Source organism: Bacillus sp. FSL P4-0248 (assembly GCF_038593305.1).
GTDB classification, from domain to species: domain Bacteria; phylum Bacillota; class Bacilli; order Bacillales; family Bacillaceae; genus Bacillus; species Bacillus safensis.
Window position 1 is genome coordinate 954952 of the sequence record NZ_CP151983.1, and the last position, 23579, is coordinate 978530.

The following is a 23579-nucleotide window of genomic DNA, read 5'->3' on the forward strand; positions in this document are numbered from 1 at the left end:
CGTGGATCAAACAAAAGTGGAAGCACTAAGAGAGAAATTATCGCAGGCTTCACATATCACAGTACTCTCAGGTGCAGGTATGAGTACAGAATCGGGTATTCCTGATTTTAGATCAACGGGTGGTCTGTGGACAGAAGATACTTCCCGCATGGAGGCGATGAGCCGGTCCTACTTTTTATCAAACCCTCATCAATTCTGGCCGAAATTTAAGGATTTGTTTCAAATGAAAATGAGTGGAGAATACGAACCAAATAGCGGGCATACCTTTTTAGCCAGCCTTGAGCAACAAGGGAAGCATGTGGATATTTTTACCCAAAATATTGACGGTCTTCATAAAAAGGCGGGAAGCCAGCATGTATATGAACTCCATGGCTCCATTCAAACGGCTACTTGTCCATCGTGCCACGCGGTATATGATCTGCCTTATTTATTAAAAGAAGAGGTGCCGGTCTGTCAAAAGGTTTCCTCAGACGGCAGTACGTGTGGACGTGTGCTAAAAACAGATGTTGTCCTATTTGGCGATATGGTCAAACATTTAGACCAAGTGGAGACATCACTTCAGAAAACGGACATGCTCCTCGTCATGGGGACTTCCCTGGAGGTAGCGCCAGCAAGATATATTCCAGAAGATGCAGCTCATGATCCTTCCATCTTCATGGTGATGATGAATTTGAGTGAAACAGAATTCGATCCGCTTTTTGATCTTGTCTTTCATGAGCGAATTGGCGATCTCGTGAAAGCTTTATAAATCATTAAAAAACCCGCATCCTAAAGGTGCGGGTTTTACTTTATTGCTGCAGCGGCTTCATTGTTTCATCAAGGACTTCAAATGTATAGCCCTTTGCCTTTAGCTGCGTAATTAAGCTGCTTAAGTATTTTGCCGTCGCCGGCTGATCATGCATTAAGATGATTTTTGGTTCTTTTGGATATTTTGTCTCCAGCACTTGCAGCTGATTTAATACCTCTGGTACATATTTTGAGCTTTTATATTTCCAGTCAAGACTGTCAGTGGTCCAGTCCCAGTAGACAAAGCCTTTTTGTTTTAAACGTGCTTTTTGCTGATCGGTTAAATTTGGGGTGCTGCCATAAGGTGTTCTTACAAGATGGGTATACTCACCTGTGACAGAAGCCAAAATGCGCTGATCTTCCTTCATCTCGTTAACAGGAGAATCACTTTTTTGATAAAAGCGTTTCACATCATGGGTAATACCATGAAGCCCTAATTGATGACCTTCTTGATGGAGTCTTTTCACTGCTGCCGGGTGTTCTTTAATCTGCGGTCCGAGCATAAAGAATGTGGCTTTCACTTGATGCGCTTTTAGCACATCTAACAGCTGATTTGAAGTCGCTGATGGACCATCATCGAAGGTTAAAAAGATCGTTTGATCCGTTATATGTTTATTTGAATTGATCTTAAAATGTGCATCTAATGTTTTCCGAGAAGCATCTTTTGCTTTCATACTAGTACTTGTGTCCCTAAATTGACTGCTCGCAGACAATTTAGCCGGCTGATCTGCTGCCTGCATATTGGTTTTGGACATATCCCAAATAAAAAAGAGGATTAGTGTCAGGATGACAAAACCAATCGCCTTTGAGAGCAGCATTGTGTTTGAAGGTGTCTGTTTTTTTTTAACCCGTTGCATTACAATCGCTCCAATAAATCAAAAATTTGTGTCGAATCATGTAGTGGATTCTGTCTTATTTCGCTGTTTTTTGTCGTGTTTATATGGAGTAAGTATACAGGAAAAAAGAGCCTATGAATATAGAAGATGCTAAAAAACTGGAATCTTTTTGGTTATCAATCTATATTTGTTACAATGAAAGGTTATCCATTTCATATGATGTGAAATAATTCTGAATAATCATTGAAACGAACCCATTTATCCGCTAAGATAGCATCAGATTCAACCATTATTGCAAAGCGAAGGGGAGATTCCATATGAAAATATTGTACAATGGAGATTTCATTGAAAAAAAGGATGCACATGTTGATATTGAGGACAGAGGCTATCAATTTGGTGACGGAGTCTATGAGGTCATCCGTGTATACAATGGTACTTTGTTTACGTTAAAGGAACATACAGAGCGTCTGTTCAAGAGTGCAAAGGAAATTGGCATTCATCTGCAAGGTACAGTATCAGATATGGAAGAAAAGTTACAACAGCTCGTCGCTCACAATCAATTAACAGATGGCGGTGTGTATATTCAAGTCACGCGGGGTGTCGCCCCTCGTAAACATCAATATAGTGATTCTCTTACTCCTCAAATCACGGCATATACGTTCCAGGTGAAAAAGCCTGTTCAAGAGCAGAAAGCTGGGGCAAAAGCCATTTTATCTGAGGATCTTCGCTGGTTAAGGTGTGATATCAAAAGCTTAAATCTTTTATATAACATCATGGAAAAGCAGAAAGCATCTGAAGCTGGTGCGTTTGAAGCAATCCTTGTGAGAAACGGTTTTGTGACCGAGGGAACCTCCTCGAATGTATATGCCGTGATTGATGGCGTGATTCGTACTCATCCTGCAAACAATCTCATTTTAAACGGCATTACTCGTAGAAAGCTGCTGGAGGTATGTGAGGAAGAAGGATGTACGGTTGAAGAAACTCGTATAAGCAAAGAAGAACTGCTGAGCGCTCAGGAAATCTTCATCAGCTCGACGACAGCTGAAGTTATTCCGATTGTTGAAATAGATGGCGAGCCCGTAGGGGAAGGCGTTCCAGGAGAGCTGACAAAGCGCGTACAGGAAGGCTTCCAGCAAAAAATTAAACATGAAAGTGAAGCATCCATCTCTTCATAAATAAAAAAGGCTGTAAACCAATGTTTACAGCCTTTTGTGATGCATTTATTTCACAATAAGCACAGGTATATCTGATTTTGCTGATAACTTTTCACTCACACTGCCAAACAGCATTTTTTTCAATCTGCTTTGGTCACGTGCTCCCATGACGATGAGGTCTGCTGATATTTCCTCCGCATATTCGATAATCGCTTCTGCTGGTTCTCCTTCTACAATTTCAATGGCAGCCTCAAACTGCTCCTCATTTAAAAGCATTCGTGCTTCCGCAACGACCTCTTCTGTATGGTCTTCAAAAATCAAGGGACTTTGCTGTTCATCGTGAGGTACATATACAGGGGGAGTTTGAAGATCTGCCGTACCGCCGCCGATATAAGCTCCGCCAGTCATTGGGCGCGGTGCATCAAACACCTGTCTGTCTGTTTTGCCATCATGTGCATAGGTAACGGTCAGCTTGGCATGTAAGGTTTTAGCTAAAGCGATTGCCTTTTTTAATGCTTTCTTACTGTCTTCATGTCCATCAAACGCTACGACCATCCGATCAGCTTGAAACAATGTCCTCATTCCTTTCAAAAGGAGTCTTTACACTCATGGTATACCCGTTAATAGAAAAAGATACACATGAAGGAGAATGATTTTTGTTAGAAAATTTCATTTATTGAAAAATTTTTATTGACAAAATAGTGACAGCCACTATAAGATAAAAAAAGATTCAAGAGCCAAAAGGAGGAAATGTCATGTGCAACATTGGAAGAATGAAATCAAACTGCATGAATGGGTTGATTCACGTGACAATTACACCTTCATTGGTCATTGAAAAGGAACTCGTCTGTTCCAATTGATCGGATGAATCAAGGCGTATGTTGCGTATTTGTCAACATGCGCCTTTTTACATGACGAAAAGAGGCGTACCAGCAAGCTGGTGGCCTCTTTTTTTGTTGAATTCATTTCGCATTTCGAAATAATGGGATGGAGATCAACGAATAAATGAAGAGGAGTGAAAGCATGTGAACATGCCAAAATCAAGACAAATGACAAAAACTCAAAAAACGAAACAAGGTGACTTGCAGGAAAATTTAGAAAGCGGCTAGCTTGAAAAGGAGAGACAAACATGTTTTCAGTATTTGCGAAATTAGGCTGGTTCTTTAAACAAGAGTGGAGGCGTTATACGATTGCTATTACGCTCCTGCTCATTGTGAATGTGCTTGAAATGCTGCCGCCAAGATACCTTGGCCAGGCAGTTGATGACATTCGTTCTGGTCAATTTACAACATCCAGTATTGTGTTTTATGTGACCATTTTTTGCTTACTAGGTGTCGTCGTCTATACACTTACATATTTTTGGATGTATCAGTTATTTGGCGGCGCAAATGTCATGGAGCGTGTGATGCGCGGGAAACTGATGCGCCACTTGCTTAAGATGACGCCTACCTTTTATGAAAAGAAAAAAACAGGCAACTTAATGGCACTAGGTACAAACGATTTGAATGCTGTGGCCTTAACGACAGGTTTTGGCGTTCTGACCTTGGTTGATTCCACTGCTTATATGCTGATGATCTTCTTCACGATGGGGCTGACGATTAGCTGGAAATTAACCTTAATGGCGATTATCCCTATGCCGCTGATGGCGCTCTTGATTGCATTTTATGGCAGCAAAATCCATGATCGCTTTACAGTCGCTCAAGATGCATTTGGTGATATGAACGATCGCGTTCTTGAATCAGTGGCAGGCGTCCGGGTCATTCGCTCTTTTGTACAGGAGAAACAAGATGTCGAACGCTTTCGCGAAATGACAGATGATGTATTCCAAAAAAACATGCGAGTGGCGACCATTGATTCTTTATTTGAACCGACAGTGAAATTACTTGTGGGGATCAGCTACTTAATAGGGATTGGCTACGGAGCCTATCTCGTGTTCCAAAGTGATTTAACCATTGGGGAGCTTGTTGCATTTAACGTCTATCTTGGCATGATGATCTGGCCAATGTTTGCGATCGGCGAATTGATTAATATTATGCAAAGAGGAAATGCGTCGTTAGACCGGTTAAATCATACACTCAGCTACAAGCCGGACGTAACAGATGCTGCTCAGCCGAAAACGTTACAAGAGCCTGGAGATATTGAGTTCGATCATGTGACATTCAGGTATCCAACTTCATCTAAAGATAATCTCATTGATGTGTCCTTTACCGTTCGAAAAGGACAGACGATTGGGATTACAGGCAAAACAGGAAGCGGTAAAACGACCATTGTCAAACAGCTTCTGCGCCAGTACCCGGCAGGTGATGGGCAAATCTTGCTATCAGGTGTTCCGATCCAAAACATTGAATTAGATCAGTTATTTCAATGGATCGGATATGTACCGCAGGATCATATACTTTTCTCAAAAAGCGTGGAACAGAATATGCGCTTTGGTCATCGTGACGCGAAACAAGATGAGTTAGCACAAGCAATCAAAGATGCTTATTTTGAAAAGGATTTACGCCTTTTGCCAGAGGGTCTGGAAACCATGGTTGGGGAAAAAGGTGTGGCGCTGTCAGGCGGACAAAAACAGCGAATATCCATTGCACGTGCTTTATTAATTGATCCAGACATTTTAATTCTGGATGACTCATTATCTGCGGTAGATGCAAAAACAGAAACCGCTATTTTAGAAAATCTAAGACAAAACCGTCATGGCAAAACGACGTTTATTACAACTCATCGCCTATCAGCTGTTGAACATGCGGATCTCATTCTTGTCATGGAAGAGGGACGCATTGTCCAAAAGGGCACACACAACGAGCTCATCCAGCAGGATGGGTGGTACAAAGAACAATTTTTGCGTCAGCAGCTGACAAATCAGCTGGAAGGAGGGGATGAGGCATGACAACAGGAAGAAGACTCCTTGCCTACGCACTCCTATATAAGAAAGTATTGTCTGTTGCCTTAATCTTTCTAATGATTGCAGTTGGTGCTGAGCTGACAGGACCGTTTATTGGGAAGAAAATGATTGATGATCATATTTTAGGTGTAGAAAAACCGTATGTCGAGGTCAATGAAAAGACAGACAAAACCGTTTATTACCAGGGAAATAACTATATACGAAGCGATCGATTAAATAATGGAATGGATTCTGGAAAGCAAATCAATGTAGTGCAAGTCGGGTTCGGTTACTATTTTGTGAATGAGCCGATTCGTTTTGATGGAAACAGAAAAATATCGGGAGATCAGCTCACCATTGATAATGGAAACGAGCGTGAGACCTATGAGGTACAGCGTTTATCAAAAGAGGAGATTTTCGCTTTTTATCAGCCAGAAATCAGTGGTTTGGTGCAGCTTGTTCTATTTTATTTAGGACTGCTCATCGTTGCGATTTTCTTTCAGTATGGGCAGCATTATTTGCTCCAGAGGATTGCAAATCGAATTATTCAAAAAATGAGGGTAGACGTATTTGAGCACATCCAAACACTGCCGATCCGATATTTTGATAATTTACCGGCTGGAAAGGTTGTCGCGAGAATCACAAATGACACGGAAACCATTCGTGATTTATATGTAACAGTCCTTGCTAATTTCGTGACGAGTGCCATTTACATGATTGGGATTTACATTGCCATGTTTTTGTTAAATGTAAAGCTGGCACTCATTTGTTTGGTAGCAGTACCGATTATTTTCCTATGGTCGATGACTTACAGAAAGTTTGCATCAGTGTACAATCACCGCATTCGTTCGATCATCAGTGAAATTAATGCCAAACTAAATGAAGCCATTCAAGGGATGACAATCATTCAAGCCTTTCGTCATGAAAAAGCGACGCAAGAGGAATTTGATGAGCTGAACAACAATCACTTTCGATATCAGCGAAAGATGCTGCATTTAAATTCACTTCTTTCACATAACTTGGTTAACTTGCTGCGAAATTTAGCATATGTGGCACTCATTTGGTATTTTGGCGGTGCGTCGCTAAGTGCGACAGGCATTGTGTCCATTGGTGTGCTCTATGCGTTTGTCGATTATTTAAATCGATTGTTCCAGCCGATTACAGGCATTGTGAATCAGTTCTCTAGGTTGGAATTAGCAAGGGTTTCATCAGAAAGGGTTTTCCGGTTATTAGATGAACCAGGAACAGAAGTGGAAGAACCTGTTCAGAAGAAGCTGGAGGGACACGTTCAGTTCAAAGATGTCACCTTTGCTTATAATGAAGGGAAAAATGTCTTAAAGAACATTACGTTTGAAGCGAAGAAAGGTCAAACGGTTGCACTTGTGGGGCATACTGGTTCTGGGAAAAGCTCGATCATGAACTTGCTGCTGCGTTTTTATGACATTCAGCAAGGAGACATTCTCATAGATGGCGAAAGCATTTATGATCAGTCGCGCCAAACGCTCCGTAAACAAATGGGCATTGTGCTGCAAGACCCGTATTTATTTTCTGGAACGATTGCTTCCAATGTGAGCTTAGGGAATGAAGACATCAAAAGAGAAACGATTGAATCCTCATTAAAGCAAGTAGGTGCCGCAGAGTTATTGAAGCACCTGCCAGAAGGCTTTGATGAACCAGTCGTTGAAAAGGGAAGCACCCTTTCCTCAGGGGAACGTCAGTTGATTTCATTTGCGCGCGCATTGGCGTACGATCCAGCGATTTTAATTTTAGATGAAGCCACCGCGAACATTGATACAGAAACAGAAGCGATCATTCAGCGGGCGCTTGATGTAGTTAAAGAAGGACGAACGACTTTTGTGATCGCTCACCGATTATCCACTATTAAAAAAGCCGATATGATCTTGGTGTTAGAAAAAGGTGAAATCGTCGAGCGTGGCAGTCATGAACAACTCATGCAGCAAGAAGGGCTGTATGCACAAATGTATGAACTGCAAAAAGGTGCTGTTGCAAACAGCTGATGAATAGTAGAAAAAAGAGCCTCATTCAATTGGAAGAGGCTCTTTCCTTTGCATGAAAAAGTCGAGGGTTCTGTCCTCGACTTTTACTGGTTATATTGTTTGGACAGGCATCATCATCAATAAGCGATGCCGACGCGTTGATGTACAAACTCCTTCGAATTTAACTGCTGATATAAAAAGTGTGCGGTATCTTCAACTGAAATTTTCTTTCCATCTATAGGGAGAAAATCTTTCTCATAGCGATATGACCGTGTCACTTCTCCATCTGGTAAATAGGTTGGACAAATAATGGTCCAATCTAGATCAGTCGATTGAAGGATTTCAAACGCTTTCGCATGCTCTTTAGCTGCTCGGGAAGTGGTCCGTCTTGATTCATTTGTTTCAAAACGGTAGAGCTCCGGCTGCTGCCTTGCTTTTAAAATGCCTGCTGTACCAATTGTAATAATTCTTGATGTATTCGTTTGCTTCATGGCTTGTACGATATGCTCCATTGAAACAGATAATGTATCATCACCATCTGTTGATAGACAGCTCACAACAATATCTGCTCCTTTGATTGTCTCAAGCACATCTTCTCGATTTCTTGAATTGCCGGTGACTTGAAACATACCCGCAAGCATTTCTTCTCGGTTTGTCCGAATCAATGAACGAACCATGTAACGCTCATCTACTTGAACGAAACGAAGAAATGCTTGTCCTACACGTCCATGAGCACCGAAAAGAGCTATTTTCATCTGTTCGATCCCTCCACTACATACTATAAGTGAAAAGAACCCAAATTGGTACAACTTTTATGTGATGCTTTTTTTATAAAGATGAAAGGACCGAATACTATGAGCATATTCACATAATAGAGAGATCCCTACAAATTGTAAAAGTTCAAAGTTCATACCAGAAAAAATGTCCATGAAGATCCGCTCCTTTCTACTACATGATATGAGCTGAAAGGAGTTTGGTGAGGGATAAAAACAAAAAAAGAAGACACCATAAGAGGTGCCTTCTATGATCCAGATATGAAATTAAGCTTTTGTTCCGCCAAGGTTTTGTTGAGCGAAAGACACAAGACGTTTTGTAATTTCTCCACCAACTGAACCGTTAGCACGAGATGTTGTTTCTGCTCCAAGATTTACACCAAATTCAGAAGCGATTTCGTATTTCATTTGATCGATCGCTTGCTCTGCTCCAGGAACTAGTAATTGGTTTGAACTATTAGAATTAGCCATGATGTGATTCTCCTTTTTGTATATGATTTGTTTTTTTGGTTGGGTTTGCTGGAATCGCACCAGCGAAATGATCAAGTCATTTGCCACTTGGCGAAACCCAATGCAGTAACTGCTTTGTACTAAGTATTATGGTTATTTCCGAAAAAAACATACGAAAAAAGAACATGGTAAATGTTGTGTTAACATACAAAAAACCATCACCCAATGATGAGTGATGGTGCTGCTTATATATCTTTTTATTCTGCTGAGCGGATGCGCAGCTCCGTATCCGAATCAAAGAAATGGGCTTTGTTCATATTAATCGCAAGAGGGATAGACTGTCCGGCCTGTACATCGGTACGAGAATCAACACGTGCAATAAACGATTGACCATCGATAGAAGAATAAAGCATCGTTTCTGCCCCCATTAATTCAGCTACTTCTACGTCAGCATGAATTTTTGTGCCTTCAGACGCCTCTATAAATACTGGTTCATCGTGAAAATCTTCTGGTCTGATGCCTAAAATGACATCCTTTCCAATATAGCCTTGGCTGCGTAATACTTTCATTTTTCCTTCTGGTACACGAATATGAGTTTTTCCAACCGCAATGGCACCGTCAGAGAGCTTTCCTGTGAAAAAGTTCATCGCAGGTGAGCCGATAAATCCACCTACAAACACATTCTCTGGGTTTTCATATACATCTTTCGGCGCTCCAACCTGTTGAATAAATCCATCTTTCATGACAACAAGGCGGGTTGCCATTGTCATGGCTTCAGTCTGATCATGTGTCACATAGATAAATGTCGTTTGCAGACGCTGATGAAGCTTAGAAATTTCAGCACGCATCTGAACACGGAGTTTTGCATCTAAATTAGAAAGCGGCTCATCCAAAAGAAAAACCTTTGCATCACGTACAATTGCTCTGCCAAGTGCAACACGCTGCCTTTGACCGCCAGACAGTGCTTTTGGTTTCCTGTCTAAATATTGCTCAAGCCCTAATATTTTAGCGGCATTTCGAACCCGCTCATCAATTTCTGCTTTCGGAAACTTCCGAAGCTTTAATCCAAAAGCCATATTATCGTACACATTCATATGAGGATATAATGCATAGTTTTGGAAAACCATTGCGATATCCCGGTCTTTCGGTGCTACATCATTCATCCGTTTTCCATCTAACAGAAAGTCTCCTTGTGATATTTCTTCTAGACCTGCAATCATGCGAAGGGTTGTTGATTTTCCGCAGCCTGATGGACCAACAAACACAATAAATTCTTTATCTTCTATATGTAGATTAAAGTTGTCTACTGCTGTTACCTTGTTATCGTACACTTTGTAAATTTGATTCAGCATCATTTCAGCCATTAGCTGTCAGCCTCCCCAGTCCCTCTTTTTTGAAAGCGCTTTACTAGTAAATAAAGTGTATAAAATGAGGAAGAGTCTGTAAATGGACAACGTGCACAACATCCTATTTTCATTTTTGGGCAGGGTGCTCATGTCTTCGTTCTTTATGAAAGATCGAGTAGAATCATCATCAAATAAGCAGCTGATGCTTCTGGAAAATGTCGTATATCTAGACCAGTGCGCTCAATAAATTTATCAATTCGATATTGAAGACTGTTTCTGTGAATATATAACGCTTTTGCTGCCTTGGATGCGTTTAAATTACATTGCATATAGGTCATGAGAGTGCGATAAACATCCCGGTCAAAGACCGCTTCTTTAAAAGCATCTGAAATAGCGTGAGAGAGTGCAGATGCATCATAACAAATGAACGATGGCAGGCATTGATAAAATGTGGAAGCCCCTGATCTAAGCTTTTCTCGCTGCAGATGGCATAAAAAGAGCTGTTGTTCATTTAATAACCTCATCTGTAAATGGTCATTAGGCAAATGCAGCTGTCCTTGCATAAAGACTGAGTCTGTTAAAAAATCACTTGTAATAGCCAGAGACAAATCATTTAACTGATCTAATTGACTGTTTTCTGATGTGGCGTTTGGTTGAATCAGCATAGCTGTTTCAGGGCCTGTCCATATGAAATGAGTATGTTCGAGGCTGTTATTCACAGCCTCTTTTATTTGCTGTCTTTGTTCTTCTTGATGGATCATTTGAAAATAATAAACACGGACGGGATGTTGGACAGTTAGTGGTTTGTTTTCAAAAAGATAGCTGAACCATTTTTGTTCATCCTCGGTCTGCGCTTTTTGAAATAGATCAATTGGTGTAAGAAAAGAGTTGAGAAGAAGTGTTTCTCTTTCTGAAAGCTCCGATTTGTTTACTCCAAATATTTCACCTTCTTCTGTTTGATACCAAAGAATTTGTTTGTCATGAGTAGGTGTGCTGATGATATGGTCTCCGTAAACCAGTTTTAATTTTTCTAACATGGCGGGGCTCCTTAATCAGTTTAATCATAGACATGGAACAGCATTAATTCGTGGATTTCTTCTTTTAAAGTTGGTTCTACTTCATGGGGCGGAAGCTGAGAGCCCCATTCAATGTCACCTGTTTTGTGGTAGATGCCTTCATAGTGCGCACCGTTGTGGAAAAAGGATATTTTCCAGCCTGGCAATTGTGCTTTCTTAAAAAGGGGTTTCCATTGAAAATGAGAAATCATATCATCATTGCCTCCTTGCTTTTATTGATGTAACAATAAACAAACACGACAACACGGAAACAACCTTGAACTTGATTTTATTGTATCTCATCTCATGAAAAGAGCATAGAAAAAGCATAGATTTAAGAGCACTGACATGTGACAAAAAAGCGTCAGTAGACGTTCGCGTGATCTGAAGTTGTGAGTGCCGTTTTTGAAAGGTAAGATGCGTAATCCATGATACTTTTCCCAATCATCCATTCTGATTTTTTCAAAGAGACATGCTGGAAAATCTCTCGGCCAGGGCGAGAATTAGCTTCGAACATCCAAATTGCACCTGTTTGATCAATGCCTAAGTCAAAACCGATTTCACCGATATGCCCGGACATTTTTTTATCTATCACCTGGCTGAGTATGATGGCAGTATGAGAAAGCTGCTGTAAAATCTGCAAACGTTTCTTTTCTTCTGGAAAGACAGCATAAAGTGTTTTCACCTTTCCCCCGTGTAACTGGTGAGTCGTGATGGTATGATCTCCAGAAACCTTTGCTACTGCTGCTGTGACTGTCCAATCACCTTCTTTATTTTTATTCGTATGAACTCTGAAATCCATCGGTTGATTGTCTATTTGAAGAAGCTCAATGCCTTGTTGTGCAATAAAATCATGAATTGCATGATCCTTTCGCAGTCTTTGAACAAACTGATCTATTGAATCATATGGAATGGACTTTCCAAAATTTGAGAATACAGTAATTCCGTCGTTTTTCTTCTTTAACTGATAAATCCCGTCTCCATGACTTCCGTTTGTCGGTTTTAAGTATATAATTTGATGCAGGTGGAGAAGTGTTTCAATTTTAATTAGAGCGTCCACGGGATCTAATTGTACAGAATGTGGGAGAAAGGACCATGTTTTTTCATCTGTTAATAGCTGTTCATGAATCTCCCATTTATTAAAAAAGTAAGGATTGAACCAAGGGATATCATAGTCTTGGGTGAGTTTTCGCTTCGTTTCTTGAATGAGTGCCGACTGAGCAGCTTTTCTATTTGGAAGCCGGTCATAAATAACTGACGGCAGGGGAAGCTGTTTTTTAACCCATGAATCTTGCTGGTACAACAGTCCTTCTACAATTCCTTTTTCCCAATCAATCGAATGTGACCCAAAAAGATAGGCAAAACCAGGATGCTGCCTGAAAGAGTGCAGCAGTTTGATAAAAAATTCTGATCTCGTTCCTAATGGCTGTGTACTTTGCTCAAAACCCGCAGTGAAAATGCCCATCAACGGCCCTATAAAAAGTGTATGGTCAATGATGATCACATCAGCTTTTGATTGGTAAGGAATCAGTAATCCTCTGTATAGATCTTCAGATAATAAAATTTTATTTGGATGCAGATGATAGGAAATGTTGAAGGCATCTACTAAACGGGACCCTAGAGCAAGAGAATAGATGGCATCTTTCTGTTTATAATGGACGGGAAGATGAATTGTTTTTTCACTTGTGAGGTGTGGGGCGATGATGCAGCGATTTCTGTTCATAAGAAACCTCCTTCGGTTGAGACTTTATCGTTTGCGCATGTTCAAGAATGGTACGAATCAATTGGTGTTCCTTCTCAGGGTAAGCTTTTAAAAAAGCGGACCGCCCTGGCTTTGATCTGATATTTGATATGAAAAGTCTGCCTTCACTTGAATGAAGTAAGTCTACTGCGAATTCAAAGCAAGGAGAGTAAGTTTTATCTATATAAGCTGGGATTGATGCCTGAATGGATGCAATATCATCTAAAAGGAGCTCCTTGATGTGTGGCTGCAATGTATTTAGATAGTGTTCAAAGCATATCACAGGAGCTGATTTTTGTGTATGACTCAAAAGACTATTTTCTGCAGGTGATTTTGTGTGAATTCCCATGCGTTTCCATTGATTTTGTGAATCTTTCATAAGAAAAATCTTGATTTCATTGAATAAAAGTTCTTTTTGATCATTCGTGTTGAAAAATTGAAGAAAATACCGGCCTGCATATTTTTTGCACCAGCGCTCCAGCTCTGACGTACGAGAAAATGTAATGGTTTGATTGGAACTTAGCTGAACGGTAAATGTTGATTTGCCATCAAAGGAAATGAAGTAAGTAGATGCTGCATGCTGATGGGAGAGAGGCTGCATTCTACAATAACCGCCAGCCCCGCACTCCCTTACCATATTGATCAGGTCTGAGGGTTCTTTTAATATAAAGCAGCCAGGTAAATATGGCTGTAAAGCAGAGCGGAGACGGAGCTGCTCAAATAGCACCATTTTATTTGAAATGCCGGTATTCAAAAAATTTGTTTTTGGATATTTTTTTAGCCATTCCATGATGGGTTTTGCTTTTTTAGATAGTGCGTCATGCCGGTAAAGACATCGGTCATAAATCAAGTCGGGAATCGGAAATTGTGCGTCGGCAAACCCTTGGCCATTCGTATATGTTTGGCCTTGTATCAAATTTGAAGCCGGCTTTAAATCAAATGGTGTAAAACGAACAACCACTAAACGATAAGAAGAGGCAGCTTTGGCGAGCTGCCGTGTGAATGCCTCTTCATACTGCGGAGAAAGGCTCACAATACCTAATGTTGTCATTAAAAAACACCTTCTTTTCAACTTCTTTTTTTTACCATCACAAAAACATTTTTTTATGATTTTACATAAAGCTTGCGCTCCTTTATCATTACGACAGATCGCTTGATCATATGTCTCGCTGCATGCTTCATTTGCTTGGGAACTTGACAACAACTATAATACGTATAGATCAAAACAATAAACCTCGGGTGTTGTTTGAAAGGTAGATGACGACTTTGAATATATTCACAACGTTTATCTTTATGATTGTTATCGGCGCAGTCATAGGAGCAGCGACAAACCATCTTGCAATTAAAATGCTTTTTCGGCCTTATAAGCCATATTACTTATTCGGAAAACAGCTTCCATTTACACCAGGGCTTATCCCTAAAAGAAGAGACGAAGTAGCCAAGCAGGTTGGTGTCATGGTTATGGAGCATTTGCTCACGCCAGAAGGTATTCAAAAGCGATTTGAATCATCGGAGGCAAAGCAGGAGATCCTGCGTACAGTCCATCAATATATTGACAAAGGCGCAAATATGCAGATCACCGTATTCTCCCTGCTAGAAAAATTCGGCGTTTCACAGGCTGATGTCAAAGCAGATAGATGGCTCCATCAGTGGTCTGACCAGAAGCTCGCTTCATTGCTTGAAACATATAACGAGCAAACTTTATCTGAATTGCTCCCGGTAGAAGTGGAAACCAAAATATCATCAAAAATTCCAGATGCAGCAGATTATATTTTAAAGAGAGGCATTCATTATTTTGAAAGTGATGAAGGCAAAGCCAGGCTTGGCAATATGATTGATGATTTCTTAAAAGAACGGGGAATGCTTGGCAGTATGGTCCAAATGTTTCTAGGGAATTCAAGCTTAATTGACCGTGTGCATCCAGAAATTATCAAGTTCTTAAGAAATGCAGAAACAAAAAGATTTTTATCAGATTTACTTGTTCAAGAATGGGACAAGGTGAAGCTATTTTCTCTTCATGAGCTTGATGAAAAATGGAATGTGAAGGAACTTATTTTTAGTGTGAAAAATCAATTGCTTTCTCATTTCTCTACAAAGCTGATATTAGACAAACCAGTTGGAACATATGTCAGTGCTGTAGCGGATGACCTTAAAACACATTTTGCGCCAGTGTTGATTGATAAGGGGATCGAAGCGGCTTCAAATGCTTTAGAGAGTCTGCTTGCAAAGCTGCAATTTGAAGATATCATTCGTGAACAAATTGAACTTTTCCCGCTTGAAAAAATGGAAGAGCTTGTAGTCAGCATCTCTAATAAGGAGCTGAAGATGATAACATTTCTAGGCGGTCTTTTAGGCGGGATGATTGGTGCTATCCAGGCTGTTTTTGTGGCGCTATTCTAAGACAAGCTATAGAAATTTTAATGAATTCATTGTATATATGTGAAACGAAAGCCATAGTTTGTTATAGTGGAGTGGTGTCCGCCGATCATATCGGTGATAACGGATAGAAAGGAGACATAACATGTCTGTAAATCTTTATGATGTTGCATATGACCTTGAAAAAGCATTGCGTCATAGCGAAGAATATTCAACTTTAAGAAATCTTTATGATGAGGTAAACGCGGATGAGTCCTCTAAAAGAATGTTTGAGAACTTCCGTGACATTCAAGTAAACCTTCAACAAAAACAAATGACTGGTCAAGAGATCACACAAGAAGAAGTGGAGCAAGCTCAAAAAACAGTTGCGCTTGTTCAGCAGCACGATAAAATCTCTCAGTTGATGGAAGCAGAACAACGTGTGAGTGTTCTTATCGGTGAATTAAATAAAATTATCATGAAGCCACTTGAAGAGCTTTATGGGAATCCAGAAGAAAACTAATGGAAAGGGCGATGTCATTCGCCCTTTTTTGTTTTATCTTTTCTCCTCAATATCTTTTAAAAAAAGGTTGTCGAAGCACATAAATTCTGCGATAATACTTATATTGAAAGTGCTTTCAAAAGGCGCTCTCAAGGGACAATTGGGTGCGTTTCACTTGGGATTTATGGCGGTGAGCCAAACGAGAGAGAAGCGCTTCTGGGAGAAACGCAAAGCATCATAAGGGGATCTGATATAAGCAATGCTTTGGTGTGTAAATGATAAGGGGATCATGGGGAGCTTCATCACTCCATTGTAACGCATCCAAACCATACATAAAAAAAAGCCTAGGGGTAGGCTTTTTTTATTTATCCATCTATTCATAACCTGGGGCTCTTTCAACTGCATGTTCTAAAGCACCAAGCTAGGGCATATCCTCATCGTAAGTACAGTCATCAAGAAGGGGGATGCCTCAGTGTCAAAAAAACTACTTGCACTCAATATAGATGGGACGTTACTTCGTTCCAATGGTAAAATCCATTCTGCTACAAAAGAAGCTGTGGAATATGTAAAGAAAAAAGGGGTTTACGTGACGATTGTCACCAACCGGCATTTTCGTTCCGCTCAAAAAATTGCCAAGGCGTTGAAGATTCCAACATCAACCCTTGTGACGCATAGTGGTGCATTTATCGCCGATAAACTCGATGAGCCGCTTCATGTGAAAAAATTAACGGAAGAAAAGACATTTAATCTTGTGCAAATCCTTGAAAGCTTCGATTGTAATGTCCGCTTGCTGCATGAAAAATTCTCGATCGGCAACCGGAAAAAAACGCAGTCTCAGCTGATGGGAAAGACGCTTATTCATCCGTCTGATCCAATTTTCTATCCCGTTCAATTTGTTGAATCGTTAAGTGATATGCTGATGGATGAACCAGTCAGTACTCCAGTGATTGAAGTATATTCGACCGCGGAGCTTCAGCCTGAGATTCACAGGACCATTCAACAAGCATTCCCATCTGTTGACCTTATTAGGATCAGTGATGAGAAAATGAATATTGTATGCAAAGGGGTTTCGAAGGAAGCGGGACTTTCTCTTTTAACCTCTGCACTCGGTTTTACTTTAGAAGATACAGTCGTCATTGGTCATGGAACAGATGACATTCCAATGCTTGAATTGGCTGGTTTAGGTGTTGCTATGGGAAATGCCCCCAATGATGTCAAGCGTAAAGCCGATTGGGTGACGCGCTCGCATGATGAACAGGGTGTGGCTTATATGATCAAGGAATACTTTAGAATGCAGCAAAGAGAAGGATTTTTGCATCAATTCGATATTAAGAGATAATATAGTGAAGGCCCTGTCAATCAAGAAATGACAAGGCCTTCGTCTGTTCCCTTCATTGCTTTTCCTACATGAATTTTGTAAAATGAAACAAGTTTGAAGATAAAGGTGATATGATGCGAATTTTAATTAAAGGGCTGTCAGATGAACGATTTCATCGCCCGCTTGTCAATATAGCCAATTTATTTGAAGAAGATAGTGAAGTGATGTTTGATCCAAGTGAATTGGATGATGGTTTGGTCATGGTATTTAACTGGAAGGAAGAAAATGGCATGGTGGAAGCATCTGGTCATATCGATGGATCAGACATCACCAGTCGTTTTTCGCGGGATGTCCCAGAGAGCTTGAACGATAAGGAGCGCTGGAAACAAATCAAAAACACAGTGCTGTCTGTTTATTTACACTTGCTTCAGGAGCACACAGGAATGACACAAAAGTGGGGCATTCTCACAGGAATACGTCCTACGAAATTGCTTCATAAGATGCTGAGAGAAGGCATGTCAAAGGAAGATGCACATGCGGCATTAAAGCGTGATTACTTGATTCATGATGAAAAAATCAATTTGATGCAGGAGATTGTCGATCGTCAGCTTCAAGCCATTCCAGATCTGTATGACCTTCAGCAGGAAGTGAGTATTTATATTGGTATTCCTTTCTGCCCCACAAAATGTGCTTACTGCACGTTCCCTGCTTACGCCATTAAAGGACAAGCTGGCAGAGTGGGAACGTTTTTGTTTGGTCTGCATTATGAAATGCAAAAAATGGGCGCATGGCTAAAAGAACACGGGATCAAAGTGACGACCGTTTACTTTGGCGGAGGCACGCCAACGAGCATTACAGCGGAAGAAATGGATTTGCTGTATGAAGAAATGTACCGCTCGTTCCCAGATGTGAAGCATATACGGGAAGTGACTGTCGAAGCAGGGCGTCCTGATACGATTTCGCCTGATAAGCTAGAGGTGCTAAACCGCTACAATATTGACCGGATTAGCATTAACCCGCAATCGTATGAGAATGAAACACTAAAGGCTATTGGCCGGCATCATAGTGTCGAAGAAACGATTGAAAAGTATCACTTATCAAGACAGTACGGCATGAATAATATCAATATGGACTTAATCATTGGATTGCCGGGAGAAGGGCTCAAAGAATTTCAGCACTCCTTGCAGCAGACTGAAGAGCTCAAGCCTGAATCTTTAACCGTGCATACACTCTCCTTTAAAAGAGCATCTGAAATGACGCGCAATAAGGAGAAATATCAAGTAGCCGACCGAGAAGAAATCACACGTATGATGGATGAAGCGATCACTTGGACGAAAGCACATCATTATCACCCATATTATTTATATAGACAAAAAAATATTTTGGGGAATCTTGAAAATGTCGGGTATTCATTAGATGGACAGGAAAGTTTGTATAATATTATTATCATGGAAGAAGTACAGACAATCATTGGCATTGGATGCGGTGCAGCAAGTAAATTCATTGATCCACGATCAGGAAAAATTACGCAGTATGCCAATCCAAAAGATCCAAAATCGTATAATGACCGCTATGAACACTATACAGAAGAGAAAATTCAATTCCTTGAATCATTATTTGTTTCTCACGTTTAAACACTGCGATGACGCAGTGTTTTTTTCATTTGTAAAAGGGTATATAAGTGATAAAAAGTTAAAGCAGGTGTACATATGATAGATGTGATCGGAATTGGGATTGGGCCCGCAAATTTAGGGTTGGCCGCTTTGTTAGAGGAGTATGAGGATGTCTCATGCTGTTTTTTTGAACAAGAGTCTGAGTTTGCTTGGCATCCTGGTATGCTGATCAAAGGAACGGATTTGCAAGTTTCCTTTTTAGCAGACCTTGTCACAATGGCGAATCCAAGGAGCAGGTATACATTTTTAAATTATTTACATGAAGCAAATAGACTTCACCGGTTCTATACTTTTGAACAGTTTGATATCCCGCGGAGAGAATTCAATGAGTATTTATCATGGGTGGCAAGAGAATTAGACAGCTGTCAGTTCGGGATGAAGGTAGAAGAAGTGACGGACTGCCAAGAAGGCTACCTTGTGAAAGTCAGACGGCTGAACGATGGATCGCTTTCTGAATATCGTGCAAAGCATGTCGTGTTAGGCACAGGAAGCAAACCGATGATTCCAGTCGATGTGCCTGAAGCAGCTTACCCATATGTGACCCATAGCAGCCGTTATTTAGATCAGCAGAAAGCACTTCATGAAGCTGAGTCGGTGGCGGTAATCGGCTCAGGGCAGAGTGCAGCTGAAATTTTCTTAGACCTGCTTCAGCATCAAAAGAAAGGGCAGCAGCTTTCGTGGTTTACGCGTTCTAGTGAATTTAGAGAGCTGGAGACGGCAGAGCTTGGCCAAGAGCTTTTTACACCAAAGTATGTCGAGTATTTTCATTCGCTTCCTTATGAAGAACGTATGAACACATTGCCCAGGCTGACAGGATTAAGAAATGGCATCGATGCATCAACGCTTTCGCGCATTTATCAGGAGTTGTATCATCGCTCCGTTTCAGGTGAAGAGCCATCTGTGCTCATTCAGCCGATGACCGAGCTTGAAGCGATTCAAAGAGGAGAGCATCAGCCTTTGGAGCTGCATCTCATGCAGTGGCAGCTGAAGAAAGAAAAAAGCATAACTGTAGATCACGCTGTATTGGCTACAGGATACACACCGAATATTCCTGAATGGTTTAGCGCATATGAACCTTTGATTGAATGGGAAAGTGATGAGCATTTTAAAGTGACAGACGACTTCAGGCTTGTGTTCAAAGACAAGCGTTCAAATCATTTATTTACATTCACGAATCTTGATCATTCTCATGGAACAGCGGCGACCAATTTGAAACTATCGATTTACCGCAACCAGAAAGTCATTCGAACCATTCGAGGTGTCGAGGAAGCGCCAGTCAAACAAGAAACTGCATTTCAGCAATTTGAATAAGACATAAAAAAGGGCCCAAGCATAGGGCCCTTTTTTATTAGATCGTCGTTTCTTTTTTTACTTTTGGTTTTTCAGGTTTCCATTTGAAGATTTTGTTTAGGATTTGATAGATTTTCTTAGATTCTTTCGTTACGAGCGGTCCTAAGATCGCAAGGATTAAGACATACAATGCAGCAAAGGGCTTCAAAGTAGCGGCAAGTCCGCCGGCAATGCCAAGCTCGGCAACAATGATTGAAAACTCTCCTCTCGATACGATGGTTAATCCAATATTAGAAGAGGCTTTATGAGAAAATCCAGCTCTCCGTCCAGCGAACATTCCGGCAGTGAAGTTCCCAATTAAGGTAAGAATCACAGCGCCGATCGCAAGCCAGAAGGCATCACCCAATGTAAACGGATCGATACTGAGACCAAAGCTGAAAAAGAACATCGCTCCAAAGAAATCTCTAAACGGAACCACGAGATGCTCGATGCGGTCTGAGTGCTCTGTTTCTGAGAAAACAAGACCAAGTAAGAGAGCTCCAATAGCCTCTGCTACATGAATCGTTTCTGAAAAGCCAGCGACAAAGAACAAAGCGGCAAAAATCACAATGATGAACACTTCGTTCGAACGGATATCAAACAACTTATTTAATAGTTTTGGCAGCTTCCGCGCAATGATAAAGAAAAGCATCATATAACCAAAAGCGATTAAAATCGATAATAAGGCACCGCCAACAGTAGTGGCATCTCCAAGGACAAGACCTGATACGACGGATAAATAAACGGCGAGGAAAATGTCCTCAAACATAATAATCCCTAGAATTAACTCTGTTTCAGGATTCGCCGTTCGTTTCAAATCGACAAGGACTTTGGCCACAATGGCACTGGATGAAATGGTGATCACCCCTGCCATAATGAGAACCTCAAGGAATCCAAACCCTGTGATAAAACCGTAGAGCAGACCTAAGCTGAAGTTGATCAAAATATAAATAGATCCGCCGACTGCAATAGATTTACCCGATTTAATGAGTTTTCCGACAGAGAACTCAAGTCCAAGATAGAAAAGAAGGAACAGGACGCCCATTCTGCCAAAAAACGAAATAATCTCCGTGCTTTCGATAAATTTCAAATCAATGATCCCGATAGTTGGAGCATGCGGCCCAACAATCATTCCGAGGACAATGAGAAAAGGGATGATAGAAAATTTAATTTTATTGGCGATTAAGCTGGCGATGGCGATAAGAATTAGCGCCGTCCCAACTTCAAAGACTAAATGATCCATTCATCACTCTCCCCCTCTAGAAAGAAAATCACGTACCAATCGCTTCAAGTGTTTTCTTTCGCCCGAAATGACCATCGTATCATTTGCTTGAATAATCGAATCGGCACCAGGGTTGAGTAATTTTTCATTTGTATGTTTAATGATCGCAATCACGGTGACTTCATAATTTTGTCTCACATCTAAATCACCGAGTGTATGTCCAACCGCTTTTGCACCTTTTTCCACTTTAAACCATTCAATGATCAAGTCGTTGAAGGCCATTTCAATGGTTTCTAGTGCCTGCGGTTTATACACCATACCGCCGATAATAGCAGCGATTTGCCGGGATTCAGCATCATCGAGTGAAATGGTAGACAGCACTTCATCTGGATCATCATCGTCAAAACGATAAATTTCCCGTCTGCCATCATCATGAATCACAATCGTCATCTTTTCTCTATTTCTCGTTTCAATTTCAAATTTCTTTCCGATCCCAGGAAGATCATTTTCTTTAATGTTCATTTTATCCCTCCGAATTTGATAGTCTGTGTTTTTCATATAGTAAATGCGGATGAAATAAAATGAATCAGTAGAGGTAATTAGATTGATACATAACGGGGATCGCACACTTCATTTCCAAAAAACATAGATCAATGGACAATGCAGCTGATGGGGCAGGCTTTGGCAGAAAAGTCTTGGCATCCGCCCTTGATAATCTGTCCTTCAACAGAATGGATGAAGCATGTTTTTTTGAAAACGATGGTGTCTTCACAGCATTGATTTCTTCATCATAAATGGATGGAGAAATCAGGCTAGGTATACTCGCTTCTGCCTGTGAAGCAAAAACGACATTTGAAAAAGGAGAAAACATGACGATGAAGCTAACCAATATCATGATGGAACATCTGATCAATCATCCTCCTCCTTTCAAATTTATTTTCTTTCTTTTTTTACTATATAAAAATATATTTCTTGTTTCAATCATTATGCTTATTTTAGTATCAATTGATCTTGAAATTTTTTATTTAGAGAAAAAGGTTTTACATGATGGAAATGGAAGTAAGTGATGAGCTTTTAAAAGAAGAGGGGGATGGATGATGACATATATCAATTGTCAGTTAGACGGGGATGTTTTTGAAATCGTTTTCAATAGGCCTGAAGCTTATAATTCTTTTCATGTGGACATGTTTGCTGAATTCAAAGAAGCATGTGATGCAGCGGAGGAAAGCAGTGCAAAAGTCGTTGTCATCAAGGGAGCGGGAAAAGGATTCTCAGCAGGCGGAGATATTGGGATGATGCTCAAGCAGGAAAGTGAAGAAGATTTCCATCGTGTGATGGATTTGATCGAGGGAATTACACTTTCTCTAGCTAGTATGAAAAAAGTGACGATTGCGCTTGTTCACGGGTCAGCAGCAGGCCTCGCTTTTAGCTTTGCCCTAAGCTGTGACTACTTGTTTATGCATCAGGATGCAAAACTCGCCATGAATTTTAATGGAGTAGGATTAATTCCAGATGGCGGGGGGCATTTTTTCCTCACAAAAAGAGTGAGTGAGCAAACCGCTAAACAATTGATTTGGAGCGGACAAAAGCTGCCGGCTGAAGAAGCGTTAAAGCTGCGCCTTGCAGACGGGGTGTTCCAGGATGAGGTCGATACGTACCAAAAAGTGTGTGTGAAGCCATTTATGAACATGCCGCTTCAAGCCTTTATCGAAACAAAGATGATCTATTTCCACCAGTCAGAATCAAAGCTCTTAGCAGTTCTTCAAAAAGAGAGAGCAGCACAGGCAAGACTGAGAAAAAGTCATGATCACAAGGAAGGTATACAGGCCTTTTTAGAAAAAAGACGTCCTGTCTTTCAAAAAGCATAAATGAACATGAGGCCGGCGAAAGCCGGCTTTTTTAACGTTCAAATAAAAGCAGTTTTCCTGCTTGATCAACGAGTCGATGAGAATGCTTTGTGTATTGCTGTTCCATTAAGCGATGACGTCCTAATTCCTTTGCTTTCTCGTCACTATCCGCTGTGATTTTTTCATTTAATAAAGTCTCACCCGACCGGTCAAATACGGTTAAAAAGTATGTCTTCTCCATTCCTCATCTTCCTTTCCTCTGTTTTTAATGTAATTAAACATGGAATAAGACAAAACCTCTTTTTTAGCCCTTA

General features: G+C 40.6%; 23 protein-coding genes. 10 read left to right on the plus strand and 13 right to left on the minus strand.

Annotated elements, in window-relative coordinates:
* Position 1 precedes the first annotated feature (1 nt).
* Positions 2–748: an NAD-dependent protein deacylase gene (locus tag NST65_RS04775; protein WP_111927060.1), complete on the plus strand. Its 747-nt coding sequence runs from the start codon at positions 2–4 to the stop codon at positions 746–748.
* A 40-nt stretch (positions 749–788) separates the two neighbouring features.
* Here NST65_RS04775 and NST65_RS04780 read toward each other — a convergent pair whose 3' ends face one another.
* Positions 789–1643 (minus strand): polysaccharide deacetylase family protein, encoded by an 855-nt coding sequence (locus tag NST65_RS04780; protein ID WP_342489330.1) that lies wholly within the window; start codon positions 1641–1643, stop codon positions 789–791.
* A gap of 296 nt (positions 1644–1939) precedes the next feature.
* Here NST65_RS04780 and dat point away from each other — a divergent pair, with 296 nt between their 5' ends.
* The gene (gene dat / locus NST65_RS04785) at positions 1940–2797 is read left to right on the plus strand and encodes a D-amino-acid transaminase (RefSeq protein WP_111927062.1); all 858 of its coding nucleotides are present in this window, start codon (positions 1940–1942) and stop codon (positions 2795–2797) included.
* A gap of 45 nt (positions 2798–2842) precedes the next feature.
* Here dat and NST65_RS04790 read toward each other — a convergent pair whose 3' ends face one another.
* Positions 2843–3349: a universal stress protein gene (locus tag NST65_RS04790; RefSeq protein ID WP_034282233.1), complete on the minus strand. Its 507-nt coding sequence runs from the start codon at positions 3347–3349 to the stop codon at positions 2843–2845.
* A 556-nt stretch (positions 3350–3905) separates the two neighbouring features.
* Between NST65_RS04790 and NST65_RS04795 the strand changes: the two genes are divergently transcribed.
* Positions 3906–5663, plus strand: a complete 1758-nt coding sequence (locus NST65_RS04795) for an ABC transporter transmembrane domain-containing protein (protein ID WP_111927064.1) — start codon at positions 3906–3908, stop codon at positions 5661–5663.
* Entirely contained in the window at positions 5660–7675 is a 2016-nt protein-coding gene (locus NST65_RS04800) for an ABC transporter ATP-binding protein (RefSeq protein ID WP_111927066.1), read from the plus strand. The genes NST65_RS04795 and NST65_RS04800 overlap by 4 nt, the downstream gene beginning before the upstream one ends.
* A gap of 116 nt (positions 7676–7791) precedes the next feature.
* Here the strand turns inward: NST65_RS04800 and NST65_RS04805 are convergent, their stop codons facing one another.
* From NST65_RS04805 to NST65_RS04835, 7 genes are all read right to left on the minus strand, one after another.
* On the minus strand, positions 7792–8409 hold the full coding sequence (locus NST65_RS04805) for an NAD(P)H-binding protein (RefSeq protein ID WP_024425743.1): 618 nt from the start codon (positions 8407–8409) through the stop codon (positions 7792–7794).
* Between the two features lie 285 nt (positions 8410–8694).
* On the minus strand, positions 8695–8898 hold the full coding sequence (locus NST65_RS04810; RefSeq protein ID WP_024425744.1) for an alpha/beta-type small acid-soluble spore protein: 204 nt from the start codon (positions 8896–8898) through the stop codon (positions 8695–8697).
* A 236-nt stretch (positions 8899–9134) separates the two neighbouring features.
* The gene (ugpC, locus tag NST65_RS04815; RefSeq protein WP_024425745.1) at positions 9135–10241 is read right to left on the minus strand and encodes a sn-glycerol-3-phosphate ABC transporter ATP-binding protein UgpC; all 1107 of its coding nucleotides are present in this window, start codon (positions 10239–10241) and stop codon (positions 9135–9137) included.
* Between the two features lie 143 nt (positions 10242–10384).
* Positions 10385–11260: a helix-turn-helix domain-containing protein gene (locus NST65_RS04820; protein WP_111927068.1), complete on the minus strand. Its 876-nt coding sequence runs from the start codon at positions 11258–11260 to the stop codon at positions 10385–10387.
* Positions 11261–11280: 20 nt separating this feature from the next.
* Positions 11281–11490, minus strand: coding sequence for a YheE family protein (locus tag NST65_RS04825; RefSeq protein WP_003211787.1), 210 nt, complete (start codon positions 11488–11490; stop codon positions 11281–11283).
* A gap of 152 nt (positions 11491–11642) precedes the next feature.
* On the minus strand, positions 11643–13001 hold the full coding sequence (locus NST65_RS04830) for a YheC/YheD family protein (RefSeq protein ID WP_111927070.1): 1359 nt from the start codon (positions 12999–13001) through the stop codon (positions 11643–11645).
* Positions 12958–14070, minus strand: a complete 1113-nt coding sequence (locus NST65_RS04835) for a YheC/YheD family protein (RefSeq protein ID WP_111927072.1) — start codon at positions 14068–14070, stop codon at positions 12958–12960. The genes NST65_RS04830 and NST65_RS04835 overlap by 44 nt, the downstream gene beginning before the upstream one ends.
* Positions 14071–14285: 215 nt before the next feature.
* Between NST65_RS04835 and NST65_RS04840 the strand changes: the two genes are divergently transcribed.
* The 5 genes from NST65_RS04840 (at position 14286) to NST65_RS04860 (ending at position 20178) form a co-directional block, all read left to right on the plus strand.
* Positions 14286–15419, plus strand: a complete 1134-nt coding sequence (locus NST65_RS04840; RefSeq protein WP_065214184.1) for a DUF445 family protein — start codon at positions 14286–14288, stop codon at positions 15417–15419.
* A gap of 121 nt (positions 15420–15540) precedes the next feature.
* Positions 15541–15897, plus strand: a complete 357-nt coding sequence (locus tag NST65_RS04845; protein ID WP_024425750.1) for a YlbF family regulator — start codon at positions 15541–15543, stop codon at positions 15895–15897.
* A gap of 451 nt (positions 15898–16348) precedes the next feature.
* Complete coding sequence (locus NST65_RS04850) at positions 16349–17215, plus strand: Cof-type HAD-IIB family hydrolase (RefSeq protein ID WP_039177545.1); 867 nt, start codon at positions 16349–16351, stop codon at positions 17213–17215.
* Between the two features lie 113 nt (positions 17216–17328).
* Positions 17329–18828: a coproporphyrinogen III oxidase gene (locus NST65_RS04855; protein ID WP_046310416.1), complete on the plus strand. Its 1500-nt coding sequence runs from the start codon at positions 17329–17331 to the stop codon at positions 18826–18828.
* A gap of 75 nt (positions 18829–18903) precedes the next feature.
* A complete protein-coding gene (locus NST65_RS04860) occupies positions 18904–20178 on the plus strand; it encodes a SidA/IucD/PvdA family monooxygenase (protein WP_065214185.1) in 1275 nt (424 codons plus the stop codon).
* Positions 20179–20215: 37 nt separating this feature from the next.
* On the opposite strand, the gene NST65_RS04865 is transcribed toward NST65_RS04860, so the two are convergent.
* The 3 genes from NST65_RS04865 to NST65_RS04875 all read right to left on the minus strand — a co-directional run bounded on the left by NST65_RS04865 (position 20216) and on the right by NST65_RS04875 (position 22331).
* The gene (locus NST65_RS04865; protein WP_034282218.1) at positions 20216–21439 is read right to left on the minus strand and encodes a cation:proton antiporter; all 1224 of its coding nucleotides are present in this window, start codon (positions 21437–21439) and stop codon (positions 20216–20218) included.
* Between the two features lie 3 nt (positions 21440–21442).
* Positions 21443–21940 carry a cation:proton antiporter regulatory subunit gene (locus NST65_RS04870; protein WP_024425442.1) on the minus strand — a complete coding sequence of 166 codons (498 nt, stop codon included), beginning with the start codon at positions 21938–21940 and terminating at the stop codon, positions 21443–21445.
* Between the two features lie 64 nt (positions 21941–22004).
* Entirely contained in the window at positions 22005–22331 is a 327-nt protein-coding gene (locus NST65_RS04875) for a potassium:proton antiporter (protein WP_235362175.1), read from the minus strand.
* A gap of 181 nt (positions 22332–22512) precedes the next feature.
* Between NST65_RS04875 and NST65_RS04880 the strand changes: the two genes are divergently transcribed.
* Complete coding sequence (locus NST65_RS04880) at positions 22513–23286, plus strand: enoyl-CoA hydratase (RefSeq protein ID WP_081124168.1); 774 nt, start codon at positions 22513–22515, stop codon at positions 23284–23286.
* Positions 23287–23317: 31 nt separating this feature from the next.
* Here the strand turns inward: NST65_RS04880 and NST65_RS04885 are convergent, their stop codons facing one another.
* On the minus strand, positions 23318–23506 hold the full coding sequence (locus NST65_RS04885) for a YhzD family protein (RefSeq protein ID WP_041117003.1): 189 nt from the start codon (positions 23504–23506) through the stop codon (positions 23318–23320).
* Positions 23507–23579 lie beyond the last annotated feature (73 nt).